Raw genomic sequence first — 17249 nt, forward strand, 5'->3', positions numbered from 1 at the left:
GGTGCTGCATGGCGGTGCCACCGCGGGCTTCTTCCTTCCCCGGTGTCCGGTCTCCTGTGGCCTCGGACGGACTTCGGCGCCCTGCCCCCTAGGTTGCCGGAGTGGGGGGCAGGGCGCCAGCGTTCAGCCGGGGGCTGTGCCAGAGGGTCGACCGAGCCCCTCAGGGATTCGACCGAGCCCCGGCAGGGGATGAGCCGAGCCGCGTCAGCCGAAGACGAGCTTGACCGCCCAGAAGATCAGCGCGGCGACGACGGCGGCCGCCGGCATGGTGATGAACCAGCCCATGATGATGTTCTTCGCGACGCCCCAGCGCACCGCGCTGACCCTCTTCGTCGCACCGACACCCATGATCGCCGAGGTGATCACGTGCGTGGTCGAGATGGGCGCGTGGAACATGAAGGACGCGCTGTACATCACGGACGCCGCGGTGGTCTCCGCGGCGAACCCCTGCGGCGGATCCAGCTCGATGATGCGCCGGCCCAGCGTCCGCATGATGCGCCAGCCGCCCGCGTAGGTGCCCAGCGACAGCGTCGCGGCACACACGATCTTGACCCAGACGGGGATCTCGTTGTGCTGCTGCACGTCGGCGATGGTGAGCGCCATGACGACGACGCCCATGGTCTTCTGCGCGTCCTGGAGACCGTGGCCCAGCGCCATGCCGGCCGCGGAGACGGTCTGCGCGATACGGAACCCGCGCTTGGCCCTGTGGGGGTTGGACTTGCGGAAGAGCCACAGGATGACGCACATCACCAGGTAGCCGAGGATCAGGCCGACGAGGGGGGAGAGGAACATCGGCAGGACGATCTTCTCGACCACACCGGACCAGTAGACGGTGATGCCACCGGCCAACGCCGCCCCGACCATGCCGCCGAACAGCGCGTGACTGGAGGAGGAGGGGAGACCGAAGTACCAGGTGACCAGGTTCCAGGCGATGGCACCGACGAGCGCGGCGAACAAGATGCCCATTCCCGCGTCGCCATGCGGGGTGACGATCAGTCCCTCGCTCACCGTCTTGGCGACTCCGCTGCCGAGGAAGGCACCCGCGAGGTTCATCACCGCGGCCATGGCCAGGGCCGCGCGCGGGGTCAGCGCCCGGGTGGAGACCGACGTCGCGATGGCGTTCGCGGAGTCGTGGAAGCCGTTCGTGTATGTGAATCCGAGCGCGACACCGACGGTCACGATCAGCGCGAAGGTGTCCACGGAGCGTCAGGACTCCTTGACCGCGATGGTCTCGACGGTGTTGGCCACGTGCTCGAAGGCGTCCGCCGCCTCCTCGAGCACGTCCACGACCTGCTTGAGCTTCATGACCTCGATCGCGTCGTACTTGCCGTTGAACAGATGGGCGAGCAGCTTGCGGTGGACCTGGTCGGCCTGGTTCTCCAGCCGGTTGACCTCGATCCAGTACTCGGTGAGGTTGTCCATGGTCCGCAGGTTCGGCATGGCCTCGGCCGTCAGTTCGGCAGCCCGCGACAGCACCTCGATCTGCTGTTCGACGCCCTTGGGCAGTTCCTCGATCTGGTACAGGACGACGAGGTCGACGGCCTCCTCCATGAAGTCCATGATGTCGTCGAGGGAGGAGGCCAGGTTGTAGATGTCCTCGCGGTCGAACGGGGTGATGAAGGAGGAGTTGAGCTGGTGGAAGATCGCGTGTGTCGCGTCGTCTCCCGCGTGCTCCGCCGCGCGCATCCGCTCGGAGATCTCGGTTCGCGCGGAGGAGTCCGCCCCGAGCAGTTCCATGAGGAGTTTCGAGCCGGTCACGATGTTGTCCGCGGAGGCCGCGAACATGTCGTAGAAGCTCGTCTCCCTGGGGGTCAGACGAAAGCGCACTGGGGGTCCTCGGATGCCTCGATGACGGTCTCGTTGATGCTAGGCGCATCATCCGGCCACAGCGAACCGGCGTCCCCCCAGTGTCACCCATGTCAGCCCGCGCCTTGAAGCGGGCTCGGAGAAGTCCGGTATCCTATACCCACGAGGGGTATCAGGGCCCCGGTGCCACGGCCCCCGCCCGCCTCTCACCACCACCTGGAGGACCGCATGACGCCGCCGCCACAGCCCATCCCCGAGACGCCGGACACTGTGGCCGAAGCCACCTCCCAGTGCTGCTCCGCGCACGCGGCCACCGGAGAGCACGGTTACACGAAGAACAAGGAAGCTCACGTCAAGCGACTGCGCCGCATCGAGGGCCAGATCCGGGGCCTCCAGCGGATGGTCGACGAGGACGTCTACTGCATCGACATACTCACGCAGGTCTCCGCCTCCACGAAGGCACTCCAGTCCTTCGCCCTCCAACTCCTCGAAGAGCACCTGCGCCACTGCGTGGCCCACGCGGCACAGGACGGCGGCGCCGAGATGGACGCCAAGGTGGAAGAGGCCACCGCCGCCATCGCCCGCCTCCTGCGCACCTGATCCCCGCGCAGGGCCAGACGCGGTGCCAGATCCACGCGCCACGGCTACGCCGCAGACCTCGCCGATGTGCGGGTGGCCCCCGACGAAGTAGTTGCCGGGCATCGCGGCCGGCTCGCGGTGGCGGCCACCGGGTCCGGCGGCCGCTACCGGGTCGGGCCAGGGGCCTCGTCCAGCTCGCCTGCGGCGCGGCGGAGCACCTCGTCGATACGGGCCCGGCTGAGGGGCCCCTCCGCGGCGGAGGCGGCGATCATCAGCTCTCCGCACAGCTCGATCTCGGCGAGGGCCGCGTGGTCCTGGTGATCCTGCGTCAGCGCGCGCCGCCGGCAGCGGCTCCCGCGGCCGTCACCTCTGTTGTCACGCTTCGGTACAGGCACACATATCACCTCCCGTGCTCCACGGATCCACCGGGCGGGAACGCCACGGCCGGGCGGGGGCCCGGCTTCCCAGCGTAGGGAGTACCACACCGTCCGCGCATGGCACTTCCGAACCATTTACCGGATCAACGCCCGGTCACCCAGCGGCGATCTTCCCCGCCCAGATGTCGCCGGCCTCGGGCATCGCGATCCTGGCCTCGACCCCGAAATCGCCCAGCCTGGTGGTGGACGAGACGGTCAGGTCCATGGCCGGCGCGACGGACGGCTCCGCGCTGCCGGTGGGCTCCGCACCGACCGGATCCTTGCCGGCGGCGTCCGTGGTGAAGGAGAACCGGTGCTGCACCTTCCGCAGCCGGCCCTGGGCGTCGAGATAGGCGTCGAACGGCACCGTACGGCCCGAGAACCCCTTCTCCGCCGCCCGCAGCCGGTGCCGGGCCCGCGGCGGCGCCGCATCGGCCGCGCGTTCGATGTCGACCAGGCCGCTGTAGTGCCACACCCGCTCGCCGTCCAACTCGGTGGCACCCTCGGATGCGATCCGCCGGGCGCCCCTCAGCAGCTGAGCCGCGGTGATCGGATCCGTCGCCCCGCCCGTCACCAGGTTCCCGTCCGGCAGCCCCGCCGTCGCCACCCGCACCCACTTGTCGGCCGGCACACCCGCGCGGTTCTTCATGTACAGCGCATCCGGAGTGATCAGCTCGGTGACGGGTCTGCGCTCCCCGGGCCGCGCCCCGTCCGCGCCGGGCGGCAGCGTCACCCGCAGCCTCCCGGTGGCCCGGGACAGATCGAAGAGCCCCGACCCCTCGATGGTGACGCGCGTACCGCCGCTGGCCATCTCCATGGCCGTCCGCACCCGCGCCGAACCGGCCCGCGTCAGGGCTTCGGCCGCCCGGACGACAGCGGAGCCGCCGGGGCCCGAGGGGCGCGCCGCCGTGGGAGGACCGCCCGTGGCGACCGCACCGTCCCCGGAACACCCCGTGAGCGCCACGGCGGCGAGTGCGGTACCCATCGCCGCCACCAGCACCGGGGAGCTCACGGTGTCGCCCCGCGGGAGCCGTACCGGCCGACGCGAGCGTGCGGCCCGCCCCTGTCGCCGCCCCGGCCCACCCGTGCGCCCTCTGCGCGCCGTGCACGCCGCCGTGCGCGCCATGAGCCGTGTCAGCCCTGTCCGCTCCGGCCATCCCGGCTGTCCCAGCCGCCCCCGTCGCCGCACTGTCATCCCGCCGACCTCTCGTTCCCGGTCGCTGCCGTACCGGTCGCGGGCCGGTCCGGATCCGTCGGTTCATCGGGGGCAACGAGGCCCTGGGAGCGCCCGTCACGGCCCCAGTACGGTGGTCACGTGCGAGAGCGAGCCCCCGAACACCAGCCGGACCCCCTCCCCACGGCCCCGGCTGGGACCGAACCCGACGCCCCGGGGGCCGGAGGAATCGTCCCGCCAGGGAGCGCGGCCGAAACCGCGCCCGCGAACCCAGCCGCGCTTACGGGCGGCGCGCCCGCGGACGGAGCCGCACCTCCGGACGGCGGCGCGCCCGTAAGTGGGGCCGCGGCGCACGTCACGTCGCTGCACGAACGGGGAGCGTTCTGCTCCGCCTCGTGCGCCTGCGGCTGGCGCGGAGCGGCGCGCCGCGCCCGCGACCGGGCCCGCGCGGACGCCCTCGCGCACCACGACGCCCACCCACCAGGCCCCGCCCCGCACACGGCGGCGCCCCCGCCGGGCGGACCGGCGGGGGCGCTGTAAGCCCTCGGAGAAGGGGACGCCGTAAGCCGTCAGGGACGGGGGCGGGGACGAGGCGGAGGGTGGTGAGGGGCGCGAGGCCCCGGACGCGTCGGCTCCTTGCCGAGACGTGAGCGCGTTTCCGGTGCTCAGGCCGCCAGGTCGCGGCCGGAGCTGCGGCGCGCGGTGGCACCCTCCCGGTGGTCGGAAGGCCGGCCGTCGTCGTCCGCGGGCGTACGCGCGGCCGCGCCGCCCGCCCACAGGAGCGTCTCGATCCTGGCGTTGCCCGCGACGAGCCGCACCAGCGGGGTCAGCGCCCACATGGCGACCGGGGCGAGCAGCAGGGCGACGGCGGTGCCCAGGGCGAGGCCGCCGATGACGTCGGTGGGGTAGTGCACCCCCATGTAGACGCGGCAGAAGCCCTCCAGTACGGCGAGGGCGATGGCGACGAGTCCCGGCTTGCGCTGGACCATGAAGATGCCGACGGCGATGGCCATGGTGAGCGTCGCGTGGTCGCTCACGAAGGAGAAGTCGGTCTTGCCCTGGACCAGGACCTCCACGCCCTGGTGGTCCAGGAAGGGCCGGGGTCGCTCGACGAAGCCGCGAATGGGGATGTTGACGGCCAGCGCGACGAGGGCTGCCACGGGTGCCCAGATGAGCCCGGCGAAGCCGCTGACGGCCTCGTCCCGGCTCTCGCGCTTCCGGGTGACGCCCCACCAGGCCCACAGGGCCAGGGCGACGAGCCCCACGGCGATGCCGTACTCCCCGACGTACTCCATGATCCGGTCGGCCCACGTGGGTGCGTCTTTGGCCAGGCCGTTGATGTCGTAGAGAAGTTCGACATCGGGGTTGTCCCAGAGTGCCATCGCGGTGCGGCCCCTCACTTCGGCTGTGTGCTCATGGCTGGATCTGCGCTGACGACCCCCCGTGGTCGCGGTGCGGAAGTCCGGTTCCGCGGAGAAAAACGCGCTGCGGCAGGCGAACCGTTCCGTTCGTACCGAACGATCACCAGGACGTTACCCAAGGGTGACCCATAGACGCAGCTCAGGGCCTATGCCTCACGGATTGTTGACGTAATCCCTGCGCTGCGTACACAACCGTGCGCCCCGGCTGTGCGCACGCGGCTCGGGTCACTTGCCGGTCGGACGGGTCGCTCCGAAGTAGTCCGGGGAATCGATCGGGTCGTACCGGATCTTCGCTCCCGTGTAGGGGGCGTTGATCATTTTGCCACCCCCGACATAGATGCCGACGTGGTGGATGGAGCGCGAGTTGGTCAGATCGTGCGCGAAGAAGACCAGATCCCCCGGGAGCAGCTCGTCCCGCTTGGGATGCGGCCCCGTGTCGTACTGGTCGTTGGCCACGCGCGGCAGCTCCACCCCGACCTTCTTGTACGCCGCCTTCGTCAGCCCCGAACAGTCGAACCTGCCACCCTGCTCCGGCGTACCGTTCCCGCCCCACAGGTACGGGGTCCCCAGCTTGCTCTGCGCGAACGCGATGGCACCCGCCCCCGCCTTCGTGGGGCTCAGCCGGCCGCTGGGCGCTGAGAAGCTCTTCTCCATCCTGCGGATCGTCGACACGTAGTTCTTCGTCTCGCTGTACGGCGGCACCCCGTTGTACTTGATGACGGCGTAGGGGCCCGCGTTGTACGCGGCGAGCATGTTGTCCGTGGTGTTCCCCGGCACGTCCTTCACGTTCTTCGCCAGCGAACAGTCGTACTTGGCAGCGGACGGGATCGCGTCCTCGGGATCCCAGACGCTCTTCTTGCCGTCACCGTTCGCGTCAAAGCCGTGGACCGACCAGGTGGCGGGGATGAACTGCGCGATCCCCTGCGCCTGCGCGTTGCTCCGCGCGTCGGGCTGGAAACCGCTCTCCTGCTTCAGCTGCGAGGCGAGGACCGCCGGGTTGAGGGCCTCGCACATGGTGCCCCACTTCTGCACGAGCCCCGCGTAAGCGGCCGGGACCGAGCCCTTGGCGAGCGCGACCGCGCCCCCGGCACCGCCGAAGAGGCCGGCCGCGGCCACGTAGGTGCCCACCACGAGCAGCGCGACGAACAAGGAGAGCACTCCCAGCCCGCCCCCCACCGCGAGCAGCCACACTTTCTTCCGGCCCACGCCCCAACCCTCCCCCGCAGGACACCAGTTCCTCGCACGACAACTGGGCTCATCATTCCAGCACCCGCGCCACAAAGGAACGGCGGACGGGAGGCGCCCAGGTGAACGCGTCGCACGCCGGCCCCGCCCCGCGGCCGTACCCGGCCCCCATCCCCGGCCCGCCCGGCCCCCTCCGGGCACCGGCACGACCCACAAGGGGCATCAACGGCGCACGGGCGTACGGCTGGCCGGGCGAACGGGTCGGGCGTACGGGCCGGGGGGTGGGCGTGCGTGTGTACGGGGTATGGGTGGAGCGGGGTGGGCAGGATCGCGTGGAGCGGCGGTGCCCCGGCGGGCCCGCGCTCCCCCGGCAAACCTCCCGTATCGACGGGCACTTCGGGCAAGCGCGGCACTCCCCTTGTCACCAGGCCGTGGCACAATCCGTCAGAGACAAACCATGAAACGAGGCGGTGAGTTCTCCATGTTCCTGGCGGCTGAAAAGGGCGACATCACCACCATCATCGGCGGGATCGCGCCCGACTGGGGACCGTTCGGCTCCCTGGGCCACGAAGCACGCGTGATGGTCGAGGTCATCATGGCCGTGGCGATCCTGCTCTGCCTGGGCATCGCCATTTGGGGCGCAGCCAAGCAGCGCATCGGCGCGACGGCCCTGCGCGACACCTTCAGCGCCGAGCAAGGAAAGGGCCTGATCGTCGCCGGGCTGACCGGCGTGTTCATCATCGGCTCGCTCGGCACCCTCTTCACCATCGTCTACGGCATGGCCGTCTAGCGACGGTCCGGCGATGCGGCGGTCCGGCGCTCCGGTGGGCCGATGGCCCGGTCGTCAGGCGGTCCGACGCGGCCCGCCGGCCGACCCACGAGCGACACCGTCCCCGCCCGTACCCCCAGGAGCCCCATGGACATCGTGAACCCCGCCCTCGACGACTATCTGCTGGCGCACTGCACCCCCGCCGACGACCTCCTGCGTGACCTGGTCGAGGAGACCCACGCGCTGGCGCCTGGCACGACCATGCAGATCACACACGACGAGGGCGAGTTCCTCACGATGCTCGTCCGGCTCACCCGGGCCACGACCGCCGTCGAGGTCGGCGTCTTCACCGGCTACTCCTCGATCTGCATCGCCCGCGGACTGCCCGCGGACGGACGCCTCATCGCCTGCGACGTCTCCGAGGAATGGACGGCAGTCGCCCGACGCTACTGGCAGCGGGCCGGCCTCACCGACCGCATCGACCTGCGCCTCGCCCCCGCCGCCGAGACCCTGCGCGCGCTGCCGCAGGAGCCAGGCGTCGACTTCGCGTTCATCGACGCCGACAAAACGGGCTACCCGACGTACTACGAGGAGCTGGTGCCGCGCCTCCGCCCCGGTGGCCTCCTCGTACTCGACAACGTACTGCGCACGGGCCGCGTGGTGGACCCGGCCGCACAGGACGAGGCGGACGTCGCCATCCGCCGGATCAACGACACGATCACCGCCGACGACCGCATGCAGTCCGTCATGCTGCCGCTGCGGGACGGCGTGACACTCGCGCGCAAGCGCGCGTAGCCCGGGCAAGCGCGCGTAGCCCGGGCCCAGGCAGCCGTACCCGCGAAACCGCCACCCGAGCCCTGCGGAGCGCGCCTCCCGTCCGCGGTCGAGCGCCGCCGCTCAGCCGTGGCCCGGCGCGAACGGGTCCGCCTCCGAGAGCAGCTTGTCGATCCGCGCCTTGTCGACCTTGTTCGTCACCTCCTCCGCCTCCTGGCGGTCCCGGACACACTTGGCCAACGTGAACGCCGACGTCACGACGAAAACGAGACCGAGCGCCAGAAACCCGCGCTCCCACTGCCCCACGGGCAACCGCACGATCCCGACAAGCAACGCCGAGAGCGCCACACCGAAAGCAATCGCCGACTGCACGAAGAACGCCGTCGTCGTCGGCCGTTGAACCGAACGAGTCGTCTCACTCATGCCGACAGCGTGCCAACGCCGGCCGGCACGCACATGGGTACGGATACTCATCTCCCTCCTGTTCCCGCCCTCACTCCCCGCCCGCGCCGCGTGCCGCTGAGCACACGGGGGCGCACCACGCGCCCCCGGACCCCCCGCGAGCCCTCCCCCCGGCGGACGTTCACCCGCTGCACGCCGCCCACACCACCGGCGCAGGCGTAGACGGCCCACAAGCGGCAAGAACGCACACGGCGCACCGGCGAGGCGTTCGACATGCTGCCGAACACCTGGCTTGCACACGGCACATGCGCGGTGTGACCCCGCTACCGTCATGTGAGGGGACAATGCAGTGACGGCAGTTGAGCGACAGAGGTCGAGGGGGCCAGCCCGGCATGAACATCGGTGGCGGCGACGAGTACGACGGGCGTACTCGCACGAGCGACTACGGGCCCGGCGCGAGCGAGGGCAGCCGGACGACGACGCGGACGCGCCTACCGGGCAACGAGGCAGGTGGCAGCGGCGGGCGGCCGCCGACGCGGCCGGGGCGCAGTCTGATCACCGTCGTCGCGGTGGTCGTCCTCCTCATCGCCGCCATCGCCTTCGCCAACCGCGGAGGCGGAGGCGGCGAGGGCGGCGGCGACGCCTCCGACGACTCCCGCGGCGGCGGCTCCCGGGCCCAGCCGACCGCCCCCACCGGTGAAAAACCCGTGAAGAACTCCTCCGACACCACCATCCCCTCCGGCTTCCCCCACACCGAGCAGGGGGCGCAGAGCGCCGCGGCGAACTACGCTGTCGCGCTGGTGTCCGCGGACATGATGAAGAAGTCGGAACGCCGCGGGATCATCGACCAGATCTATGCACCGGGACAGGTCGACGCGACTCTGCGCAAGATGGACAAAGCGTACTCGCCGAAGTTCCTGTCCAAGATTGGTCTCGATGAGAACGGCAGCCCCGCCAAGGGAGTCGAGTTCGTCTCGCGCACCGTTCCCTTGGGGACGAAGGTCCGCAAGTACGACGACGACTCGGCGAGGCTGGACGTGTGGTGCACTGGCGTCTTCGGTAACGCCGGAAAGAAATCCACCAACCCGGTCAGAAACGACTGGTTCACACTGAGTCTGGACCTCGAGTGGGCTGACGGTGACTGGCGCGTTCAGGACTTCTCGCAGAAGGAAGGTCCCGCCCCCGTGAACGGTGACAACCGAGCCGCGGGCGCGAAGGAGATCTCTGACGCCGTGGACAAGTTCGGAGGCTTCACGTATGCGCGCTAATTCTGCTCGTCGCCTTCTCACTGTGGGTTCGGCCCTGGCCGGGCTCCAGGTCGCCGCGGTTCTCGTCGGTACTCACGCTTGGGGTGACCCCAAGGAGGACTGCGACACCGTCGTCGGCCCGTTCCAGGAGGACTGCGACTCCGGGTCAGGCAGCAACGGTTCCTCCTCTTCCATCAGCGACCCCACCGACCCCCTCTCCTCCCTGGCGAAAGGCTGTGCCGAAGCCGCCAGTTGGACGGTGGAGAAGTTGGCGAAGCTCGTGGACTCGACGACGAAGGTCGACTTCACGAATACGGAGTTTTTGCGGCAGTACGCCGTGGTGTTCGCGGCGTCGACGATTCTGACGCTGACGTTGTGGCTGCTGGCGGTGGCGAAGCGCGCGGTGCGGGGGGTGCCGTTCACGGAGGCGCTGACGGAGGCGGTCGGTTTCCTGTGGCTGACGGTGCTGGCGTCGGCGTTCACGCCGCTGATCCTCTATACCGTGGTGTCGGCGACGGATGCGGTGACGGACGTCGTGGCGGCCGGTACGGACAAGGAGACGGACAAGTTCTTCGGTACGTTCTCGGAGGCCTTGAAGAAGGGCGACGAGATCGGCGGCGGTCCGATCATGCTGATCGTGGTGTCGTTGGTGTCGGTGCTGGCGGCCGGGGTGCTGTATCTGGAGCTGGTGGTGCGGGCGGCGCTGCTGTATGTCGGCGCGCTGTTGGGTACCGCCGTCTACGCGGGGCTGGTCGACAAGAATCTGTGGGGGCACGTGCGCCGCTGGGCGGGCATCATGATCGCTGTGATTCTTGTGAAGCCTGTGATCGTGATCGTGCTGGGCCTCGCGGGCGCGCTCGCGGGCGGTGAGGGCCCTGATTCGGTTTCGGCGGTGGTGTCCGGGCTGGCGATCATCCTGTTGGCGATCTTCGCGAGCGCGATGATCTACCGGTTCGTGCCGGGGTTCGGCGACGACATCGCCCATCACCGCAACGCGATGCGTACGTCGTCGCGTGGTGCGGCAGCTGTGGTGTCGTCGCCCGCCGCGTTGGTGCGTCAGGGCATCACGACGCACGGTGGCCGCGGGGGCCAGAGCGCGGCTGCCGCGAACGCGGCCGGTTCGGGTTCGGGTGGCGGCCAGGGTTCGGGGCAGGCCGTCACGGGCGGCGTCGCCGCGCACAGTGCGCGCGGTGGCGGCGGTGGCGGTGGCGCGGAGGAAGCGCCGCCGCCCCGGCAGGCGGCGCCCGCTCCGGCGGCGAGCGCCACGCCGCATTCGGCGCGGCCGCCTCGCCAGGGTTCGACCGGTTCGGGGGGTTCGGCGGGCCGCTCGAATCCCCCGCGGCCTCGCCCTTCCGGGGGTGACCGCGGATGACGACGCCTTCTCACACGGCGGGTTCGGGTCTGTCGACCCAGCGCCGTACGTACATGATCGGCAAGGCGCGGCCGAACGCGATCGTCGGCAAGAACCGTGACACGGGCGAGATCGCTCTGATCGTGGTCGGCGCGTTCTTCGGGATGATGAGTGGTCTGCTGATTCCCGTGCTGTCTCTTCGTATCCCCGCGCTTGTCGGTTTTCCGGCGTTGGCGCTGGCTGCGGTCTATGTGCCGTACAGGGGCCGTACGTTCTACAGGTGGTTCGAGATCAACCGTTCCTACAAGCGGCTGTTGCGCCGCGGTACGACTTACCGTTCGAACGCGGCCGAGGCGGGTACGACGCTCGACGGCCGCGAGGTGGAGATCGGCCCTCCGCCGGGTGTGGGCCGTATCGCGTGGATGTCGGCGCCGTTCGGTCCGGACGAGATCGCCGTTCTGCTGCACGCGGACCGGCGTACGGTGACGGCGGCCATCGAGATCGAGGGTCCGGGTGTCGGGTTGCGGGACAGTGAGGATCAGGAGGCGCTGGTCGACCGTTTCGGCACCCTGTTGAAGCATGTGGCGAACGGTGACGGCTACGTCACGCGGCTGCAAATGCTCGCCCGTACGCTGCCCGCGGATCCGGACGCGCACGCGAAGGACGTGGCCCAGCGGGGAGATGAGCGTGCCGCGGGGTGGCTGCGCACGTCCTACGACCAGTTGCAGTCGATGGTGTCCACCTCCAGCGAGCAGCACCGCGCGTACCTGGTGGCGTGTATGCAGTACGGCCGGGAGCTGGCCGTTGAGGGGGACACGATCGCCAAGGCGGCGCGGCGTACGGCGGGCCGCAAGCTGTCCCGTGACGAGGGGCTGGCGATAGTGATGGCGCGCGAGCTGACCGACATCTGTGCCCGGCTGGCGGAGGCGGACATCAGGGTGCGGCAGCCGCTGGGCCAGGCCCGGCTCGCCTCGCTCGTGCATTCGATGTACGACCCCGACCACCCCATCGACCACATCCAGGCCATGTCCAAGCGCAACGCGTGGCCCGCCGAGCTGGACGCGGTCGAGCCGACGTATCTGCAAGCCAAGACGCGGGAGTCGACGACGCGGGCGCCCTGGTGCCATGCCACGGCGTGGGTCAAGGAGTGGCCGATGACGCCGGTCGGGGTCAACTTCCTCGCTCCGCTGCTCGTGCACACCCCTGACGTCATCCGTACGGTCGCCGTGGTGATGGATCTGGAGCCGACCGAGCTGGCCATCGAGCGGATGCTGACGGAGAAGACGAACGACGAGGCGGAGGCCAGCAGGTCGGCGAAGATGAACCGCACCGTCGACCCGCGTGACCTCGCCGCGCACGGCCGCGTCGACCAGCGGGGCGAGGATCTGGCCTCGGGCGCGGCCGGCGTCAACATCGTCGGATACCTCACCGTCTCCTCCCGGTCGCCGGAGGCGCTGGCCCGCGACAAGCGGACGATCCGCGCGTCCGCGGGCAAGAGCTATCTGAAGCTGGAGTGGTGCGACCGCGAGCACCACCGCGCCTTCGTCAACACGCTCCCGTTCGCCACCGGAATACGGCGCTGAGGCGCGGAAGGAGCCCCGCATGAGACCTGACTGCCTCGTCGCCGTACCGCCGCCCCACCCTCGCCGCACCGCCGCTCCAGGCCGGAGGTAGCCAGCATGGCCGCGCTCGATCCCCTGTCCGCGATCACCGAAGCCTTCACCAGCTTCCTGTTCGGCAAGACGGAGACGACCCGCCTGCCCGTCCGTACGTCCACCGGGCAGGCGCAGGCCGTCTACCTGCCGACCGCCGCGCCCGGACTCGGCGACTCCGGCGTCATCATCGGCCGCGAGGTCTACAGCGGAAAGGGCTACATCTACGACCCCTTCCAGCTCTACGGCCAGCAGCTCCCCGCCCCGCACTGGCTGGTGCTGGGCGAGTCGGGCAATGGCAAGTCGGCCCTGGAGAAGACGTACGTGCTGCGTCAGCTGCGCTTCCGTGACCGGCAGGTGGTGGTGCTGGACGCGCAGGGCGAGGACGGTGTCGGCGAGTGGAATCTGATCGCGGAGGAGATGGGCATCACCCCGATCCGCCTCGATCCGACGGCGGCGCTCGACCAGGGCATCCGCCTCAATCCGCTGGATCCCGCCATCACCTCCACGGGACAGCTGGCGCTGTTGCGCACCATCATCGAGGTCGCGCTGGGCCACGGCCTGGACGAGCGCTCCGGCTTCGCCCTCAAGGTGGCGCACGCCTATGTCAACGCCACGACGGCGGACCGGCAGCCGCTGCTGACGGACATCGTCGAGCAGCTGCGGCATCCGAAGCCGGAGTCGGCCGAGGCGATGAACGTGGCGCTGGACGACGTCCGCGACTGGGGGCTGGACGTCGCCCTCGTCCTCGACCGGCTGGTCGACGGTGACCTGCGCGGCATGTTCGACGGCCCGACGACGGTCGGCATCGACCTGGACGCCCCGCTGATCGTCTTCGACCTCTCCCACATCGACCGCAACTCCATCGCCATGCCGATCCTGATGGCGATCGTCGGCGTCTGGCTGGAGCACACCTGGATCCGGCCCGACCGGCGCAAGCGGATCTTCCTGGTCGAAGAGGCCTGGCACATCATCAACAGCCCGTTCGTCGCCCAGCTGTTCCAGCGTCTTCTCAAGTTCGGCCGCCGGCTGGGCCTGTCGTTCGTCGCCGTCGTCCACCACCTCTCCGACGTCGTCGACGGTGCGGCCGCACGGGAGGCCGCCGCGATCCTCAAGATGGCCTCGACCCGGACGATCTACGCCCAGAAGGCCGACGAGGCACGGGCCACCGGCAAGGTGCTCGGCCTGCCGCGCTGGGCGGTGGAGATCATCCCGACGCTGTCGCCCGGCATCGCGGTGTGGGACGTCAACGGCAACGTACAGGTCGTCAAGCACCTGGTCACCGAGGCGGAAAGGCCGCTCGTCTTCACCGACCGCGCCATGACGGAGAGTTCCGCCGACCGGGACACCGCTTTCGAGACGGCGCTGGACGCCGATCTGGAAGCGGAGAGCGAGGCGCGGGCGCTGGCGATGGAGCGGTCCGCGTCCGGCCGCTCATCGGGCTCCACGGTGGCGTGACCTGGCGCCGGCGAGTCCCCTCCCCGCCCCACATACGGGTGCCCGCGCACGCAACCCGCCACGTACCCCGCACAATCCGCGACGTACCCCGCACAGGTGGTCCGCTGAAGGGGATCTTGCCGCAACCGGCGTCCCCCGATTGAATACCGGTGCCGATGCGATACGACGACCGTGAGAGGGGCCGCCGCGGCGGCCACGACCCGCACCGGCCGCGCCGCGCGGCCGGTGGGGGAGACGGCGGTGTTCCCGACGGGCTGCTGGTGGGCGCGCTGGCGTTCCTGCTGGGCCTCACCGTCTTCGTCTGGACCGCGACGGGTCTGGCCGGCCTCTTCTCCCACGGTGCCTGGCCCGACGACGTCACCTTCGGCAGGACCCCGCTCGCCATCCGGGGGCTGGTCACCGAGCCGCACGACATCGCCGGCGCCTGGCCGGGCACCCCGCCGGGTCAACTGTCCGGCTACGGCCTGTTCTGGGGCATCTTCGTCAGCCAGTTGATGGTGCTGATGGTGCTCACGGTGTTCGTGATGGGGACGGTCGCCCGCGCACGCGCCGTACGGAAGGCCAGGCGGCTGGTGCGGGAACGGGAGGAAGCCGAAACCTTTCACACGAAAGGGTCCGTGCCGGTCTCACCCGACCCGGCCCAGCAGGCACCTGGCTCCCAGCAGACGCCGCCCTCCCCGCCGCCTCAGCCCCACGCCCCGCAGGCGCACCCGGCACCACCGCAAGCCGAACAACAGGCGCCGCACGCGGCGCAGGCGCCCCATGACGTTCCGGCGCAGCAGTCGCAGCCCCGGCCGACCGAGGCCGCGTCGCCGACAGCGTCGTCACCCACGGCCTTGCCCACGCCGCCCGGCACGCAGGGCGCGCCCCCGTCATCCCCCGCCGACGGGCCGGCCGTTCCTCTTCCCACCGCAAATCAGACCGGCCCTGGGCCCGGGCCCACCGCACCCGCACCCCTCAGCTCCGAAGCCGGTACGGCGGGCCTCTCCGGTGGCCTCAGCGGGGCCCCCGCGGGGGGCCGGCGCACGACGGCCGACGGCGCGGGCGCCCCGGGCCCGGACGGCGATCCCGTCGGCCGGGTCCTCGAAGCGCCCGGCGCCGTCCTCGTCACCTCGGCGACGCCGGACCTGTGGGCGGCGACGAAGGCGGCCCGCGCCAAGCTCGGCCCTGTCCACCTCTTCGACCCGACGCACGCCTGCGACACCCCCGACCGCATCCGCTGGTCGCCGCACCACGGTTGCGCGGACCGAACGACGGTCGCCTCCCGGGCGACGGCTCTGCTGGCGCCGCTGCGCTCCCCACGCCCCATCGACGCGACGACCCACAGCACGGCCGAGACCATGCTGCGCTGCTGGCTGCACGCGGCGGCCCTGGAGAAGCGCCCGTTCCGCGAGGTGCACCGCTGGGCGCTGGCGACGGGTGGGACGGCGGACGCCGTGCGGATCCTGCGCTCGCACCCCAAGGCGACGGCGGGCGCCGCGGGGGAGCTCGAGGCCGCGCTCGCCGGCCACCCGCAACTGCGTGCCGACGCGGTCGCGTTGATCCGGCGAGCGCTGGCCCCCCTGTCGCAACTTCACGTGCGCAACGCGTGTTCGGCCGAGCGAGCCGACAGGCTCGCGATGGAATCCTTCATCGCCGAAGCGGGCACACTGTATGTAGTGGGCGCAGAGCCGGAGGTGCTTCCGCTGCTGCACGCGCTCATCGAGAGCGTGGTCGAGCACGGCCGCCGCATGGCCGCACGGTCATCTGACGGCCGGCTCGACCCACCACTGACGACAGTGCTGGAGCTGGCCGTCACGCCGTCCTCCTGACTGAGGCCCGTCGGTGCGTCGCCGTCCGCGTCGCGGTCTCACCTTTTCGGCTCGCACACCGCCGCCACTATGACGTGCATGCGTCACAGCGGTCCCACGAGCTCCCCAGTTCCCTCCGGCGTCAGCGCGGAAGCAACTGGTGTCAGCGCGGGAGAAGCCGGCGTCAGCGCGGGGGAAGAGGACCGCGGAGTCCCGAGCGGCCGTTACGCCGCCGACCCCTGCGCCCCGGCTCGTCGGCCACCAGGACGAACCAGCCGAGCCGGACCACCCGGACGGGCCGGCCCACCCGACCTACCCGAAAGGGCATGGTCTCCGCGCCCCGGACAGCCCGCTCCTCCACTCCTCGGGCGGGCCCGCGCAGCGCAGTGACGCGACGCTCACGCAGCAGCTCCGCGCGGGCGATCCGTTCACCGGGCAAGCGGCTCTCGACGAGCTCTACCGGCGCCATCACCCGGCCGTCCTGCACCCGGCCGTCCTGGCCTACGCCCGCACCTGCTGCCGGGAACCGCACACGGGGGAGGACCTCGGTTCCGAGGCGTTCGCCCGCACGCTCCAGGACGCACGCGACGGTGGCGGCCACGGAGGCATGGCGGCCCTACCTCCTCACGGCTGTACGGCGTACGGCCGCCTGATCCGAGACCGCGCGCCGCACCGAACCGGCGCCCGACTTCGACTTTGTGGGGGTACACAAACCAAGAGCGCCGAGGATGCGCGCCGTGCCGCGCCGTGACTCAACAGTTACCGCGAAGGCGCGGGAACCGCAGGGGCCTCGCAAAGGGGGGTCAGAGCGGGAGCGGGCGCACAAGGGGCTGCCCGCAAAGCGCCGAGGCGCAATGTCTCCGAAGCCCGTTGAACAAGGCCCCGTAAACACGAAAAAGCCCCGTTGGCGTGTGCCAACGGGGCTTTCCTCACATGGAGTTCGGCGGCGTCCTACTCTCCCACACGCTCCCGCATGCAGTACCATCGGCGCTGAAAGGCTTAGCTTCCGGGTTCGGAATGTAACCGGGCGTTTCCCTCACGCTATGACCACCGAAACACTATGAAACACAACCGGCACAACCCCACCACACAGGGGGGTGCTCGGGTTGTTGTCTCAGAACCCACACAGTGGACGCGAGCCTCTATGGACAAGCCCTCGGCCTATTAGTACCGGTCACCTCCACCCATTACTGGGCTTCCAGATCCGGCCTATCAACCCCGTCAT

The 17249-nt window shown here is 70.5% G+C and carries 15 protein-coding genes and 2 rRNA genes; 8 read left to right on the forward strand and 9 right to left on the reverse strand.

What is annotated here, in order from left to right; all coding sequences use genetic code 11:
• Nucleotides 1–204: 204 nt before the first annotated feature.
• Together DQ392_RS16060 and DQ392_RS16065 are read right to left on the reverse strand one after the other, a co-directional pair.
• Nucleotides 205–1200 carry an inorganic phosphate transporter gene (locus DQ392_RS16060; protein ID WP_114016272.1) on the reverse strand — a complete coding sequence of 332 codons (996 nt, stop codon included), beginning with the start codon at nucleotides 1198–1200 and terminating at the stop codon, nucleotides 205–207.
• Nucleotides 1201–1206: 6 nt separating this feature from the next.
• Nucleotides 1207–1827, reverse strand: a complete 621-nt coding sequence (locus tag DQ392_RS16065; RefSeq protein WP_114016273.1) for a DUF47 domain-containing protein — start codon at nucleotides 1825–1827, stop codon at nucleotides 1207–1209.
• Nucleotides 1828–2034: 207 nt separating this feature from the next.
• Between DQ392_RS16065 and DQ392_RS16070 the strand changes: the two genes are divergently transcribed.
• Nucleotides 2035–2406 (forward strand): metal-sensitive transcriptional regulator, encoded by a 372-nt coding sequence (locus DQ392_RS16070; RefSeq protein WP_242751937.1) that lies wholly within the window; start codon nucleotides 2035–2037, stop codon nucleotides 2404–2406.
• Between the two features lie 143 nt (nucleotides 2407–2549).
• Here DQ392_RS16070 and DQ392_RS16075 read toward each other — a convergent pair whose 3' ends face one another.
• The 4 genes from DQ392_RS16075 to DQ392_RS16090 form a co-directional block, all read right to left on the reverse strand.
• A complete protein-coding gene (locus DQ392_RS16075) occupies nucleotides 2550–2780 on the reverse strand; it encodes a hypothetical protein (protein WP_114016274.1) in 231 nt (76 codons plus the stop codon).
• A gap of 136 nt (nucleotides 2781–2916) precedes the next feature.
• Nucleotides 2917–3786, reverse strand: coding sequence for an SCO4651 family lipoprotein (locus DQ392_RS16080; protein ID WP_425470541.1), 870 nt, complete (start codon nucleotides 3784–3786; stop codon nucleotides 2917–2919).
• Between the two features lie 854 nt (nucleotides 3787–4640).
• Complete coding sequence (locus tag DQ392_RS16085; protein WP_114016276.1) at nucleotides 4641–5357, reverse strand: phosphatase PAP2 family protein; 717 nt, start codon at nucleotides 5355–5357, stop codon at nucleotides 4641–4643.
• Between the two features lie 264 nt (nucleotides 5358–5621).
• A complete protein-coding gene (locus DQ392_RS16090; RefSeq protein WP_114016277.1) occupies nucleotides 5622–6602 on the reverse strand; it encodes a C40 family peptidase in 981 nt (326 codons plus the stop codon).
• 460 nt (nucleotides 6603–7062) lie between these two features.
• Between DQ392_RS16090 and DQ392_RS16095 the strand changes: the two genes are divergently transcribed.
• Nucleotides 7063–7371, forward strand: coding sequence for a hypothetical protein (locus tag DQ392_RS16095; protein WP_114016278.1), 309 nt, complete (start codon nucleotides 7063–7065; stop codon nucleotides 7369–7371).
• Nucleotides 7372–7497: 126 nt separating this feature from the next.
• Entirely contained in the window at nucleotides 7498–8145 is a 648-nt protein-coding gene (locus DQ392_RS16100) for an O-methyltransferase (RefSeq protein ID WP_114016279.1), read from the forward strand.
• A 102-nt stretch (nucleotides 8146–8247) separates the two neighbouring features.
• Here DQ392_RS16100 and DQ392_RS16105 read toward each other — a convergent pair whose 3' ends face one another.
• Nucleotides 8248–8547: a YiaA/YiaB family inner membrane protein gene (locus tag DQ392_RS16105; RefSeq protein WP_181856450.1), complete on the reverse strand. Its 300-nt coding sequence runs from the start codon at nucleotides 8545–8547 to the stop codon at nucleotides 8248–8250.
• Nucleotides 8548–8918: 371 nt separating this feature from the next.
• Here DQ392_RS16105 and DQ392_RS16110 point away from each other — a divergent pair, with 371 nt between their 5' ends.
• The 5 genes from DQ392_RS16110 (at nucleotide 8919) to DQ392_RS16130 (ending at nucleotide 16045) form a co-directional block, all read left to right on the forward strand.
• A complete protein-coding gene (locus DQ392_RS16110; RefSeq protein WP_114016280.1) occupies nucleotides 8919–9794 on the forward strand; it encodes a DUF8175 domain-containg protein in 876 nt (291 codons plus the stop codon).
• Nucleotides 9784–11145: a hypothetical protein gene (locus DQ392_RS16115; protein ID WP_114016281.1), complete on the forward strand. Its 1362-nt coding sequence runs from the start codon at nucleotides 9784–9786 to the stop codon at nucleotides 11143–11145. The genes DQ392_RS16110 and DQ392_RS16115 overlap by 11 nt, the downstream gene beginning before the upstream one ends.
• Complete coding sequence (locus DQ392_RS16120) at nucleotides 11142–12707, forward strand: SCO6880 family protein (protein WP_114016282.1); 1566 nt, start codon at nucleotides 11142–11144, stop codon at nucleotides 12705–12707. The genes DQ392_RS16115 and DQ392_RS16120 overlap by 4 nt, the downstream gene beginning before the upstream one ends.
• Nucleotides 12708–12803: 96 nt before the next feature.
• Nucleotides 12804–14234, forward strand: coding sequence for an ATP-binding protein (locus DQ392_RS16125; protein ID WP_114016283.1), 1431 nt, complete (start codon nucleotides 12804–12806; stop codon nucleotides 14232–14234).
• A 155-nt stretch (nucleotides 14235–14389) separates the two neighbouring features.
• Nucleotides 14390–16045 carry a hypothetical protein gene (locus tag DQ392_RS16130; RefSeq protein ID WP_114016284.1) on the forward strand — a complete coding sequence of 552 codons (1656 nt, stop codon included), beginning with the start codon at nucleotides 14390–14392 and terminating at the stop codon, nucleotides 16043–16045.
• Between the two features lie 917 nt (nucleotides 16046–16962).
• Here the strand turns inward: DQ392_RS16130 and rrf are convergent.
• Nucleotides 16963–17079: ribosomal RNA gene (gene rrf, locus DQ392_RS16140) — 5S ribosomal RNA — on the reverse strand.
• Between the two features lie 89 nt (nucleotides 17080–17168).
• Nucleotides 17169–17249, reverse strand: a 23S ribosomal RNA gene (locus DQ392_RS16145); the annotation flags it as partial.

Source organism: Streptomyces reniochalinae, from assembly GCF_003323735.1.
Lineage (GTDB): Bacteria > Actinomycetota > Actinomycetes > Streptomycetales > Streptomycetaceae > Streptomyces > Streptomyces reniochalinae.

Bases quoted from the DNA above. Each gene is read 5' to 3' on its own strand.
- DQ392_RS16085 (WP_114016276.1), bottom strand. From the start codon at position 5,357: ATGGCACTCTGGGACAACCCCGATGTCGAACTTCTCTACGACATCAAC.
- DQ392_RS16125 (WP_114016283.1), top strand. From the start codon at position 12,804: ATGGCCGCGCTCGATCCCCTGTCCGCGATCACCGAAGCCTTCACCAGC.
- DQ392_RS16120 (WP_114016282.1), top strand. From the start codon at position 11,142: ATGACGACGCCTTCTCACACGGCGGGTTCGGGTCTGTCGACCCAGCGC.
- DQ392_RS16115 (WP_114016281.1), top strand. From the start codon at position 9,784: ATGCGCGCTAATTCTGCTCGTCGCCTTCTCACTGTGGGTTCGGCCCTG.
- DQ392_RS16130 (WP_114016284.1), top strand. From the start codon at position 14,390: ATGCGATACGACGACCGTGAGAGGGGCCGCCGCGGCGGCCACGACCCG.
- DQ392_RS16110 (WP_114016280.1), top strand. From the start codon at position 8,919: ATGAACATCGGTGGCGGCGACGAGTACGACGGGCGTACTCGCACGAGC.
- DQ392_RS16095 (WP_114016278.1), top strand. From the start codon at position 7,063: ATGTTCCTGGCGGCTGAAAAGGGCGACATCACCACCATCATCGGCGGG.
- DQ392_RS16070 (WP_242751937.1), top strand. From the start codon at position 2,035: ATGACGCCGCCGCCACAGCCCATCCCCGAGACGCCGGACACTGTGGCC.
- DQ392_RS16100 (WP_114016279.1), top strand. From the start codon at position 7,498: ATGGACATCGTGAACCCCGCCCTCGACGACTATCTGCTGGCGCACTGC.
- DQ392_RS16080 (WP_425470541.1), bottom strand. From the start codon at position 3,786: ATGGGTACCGCACTCGCCGCCGTGGCGCTCACGGGGTGTTCCGGGGAC.
- DQ392_RS16105 (WP_181856450.1), bottom strand. From the start codon at position 8,547: ATGAGTGAGACGACTCGTTCGGTTCAACGGCCGACGACGACGGCGTTC.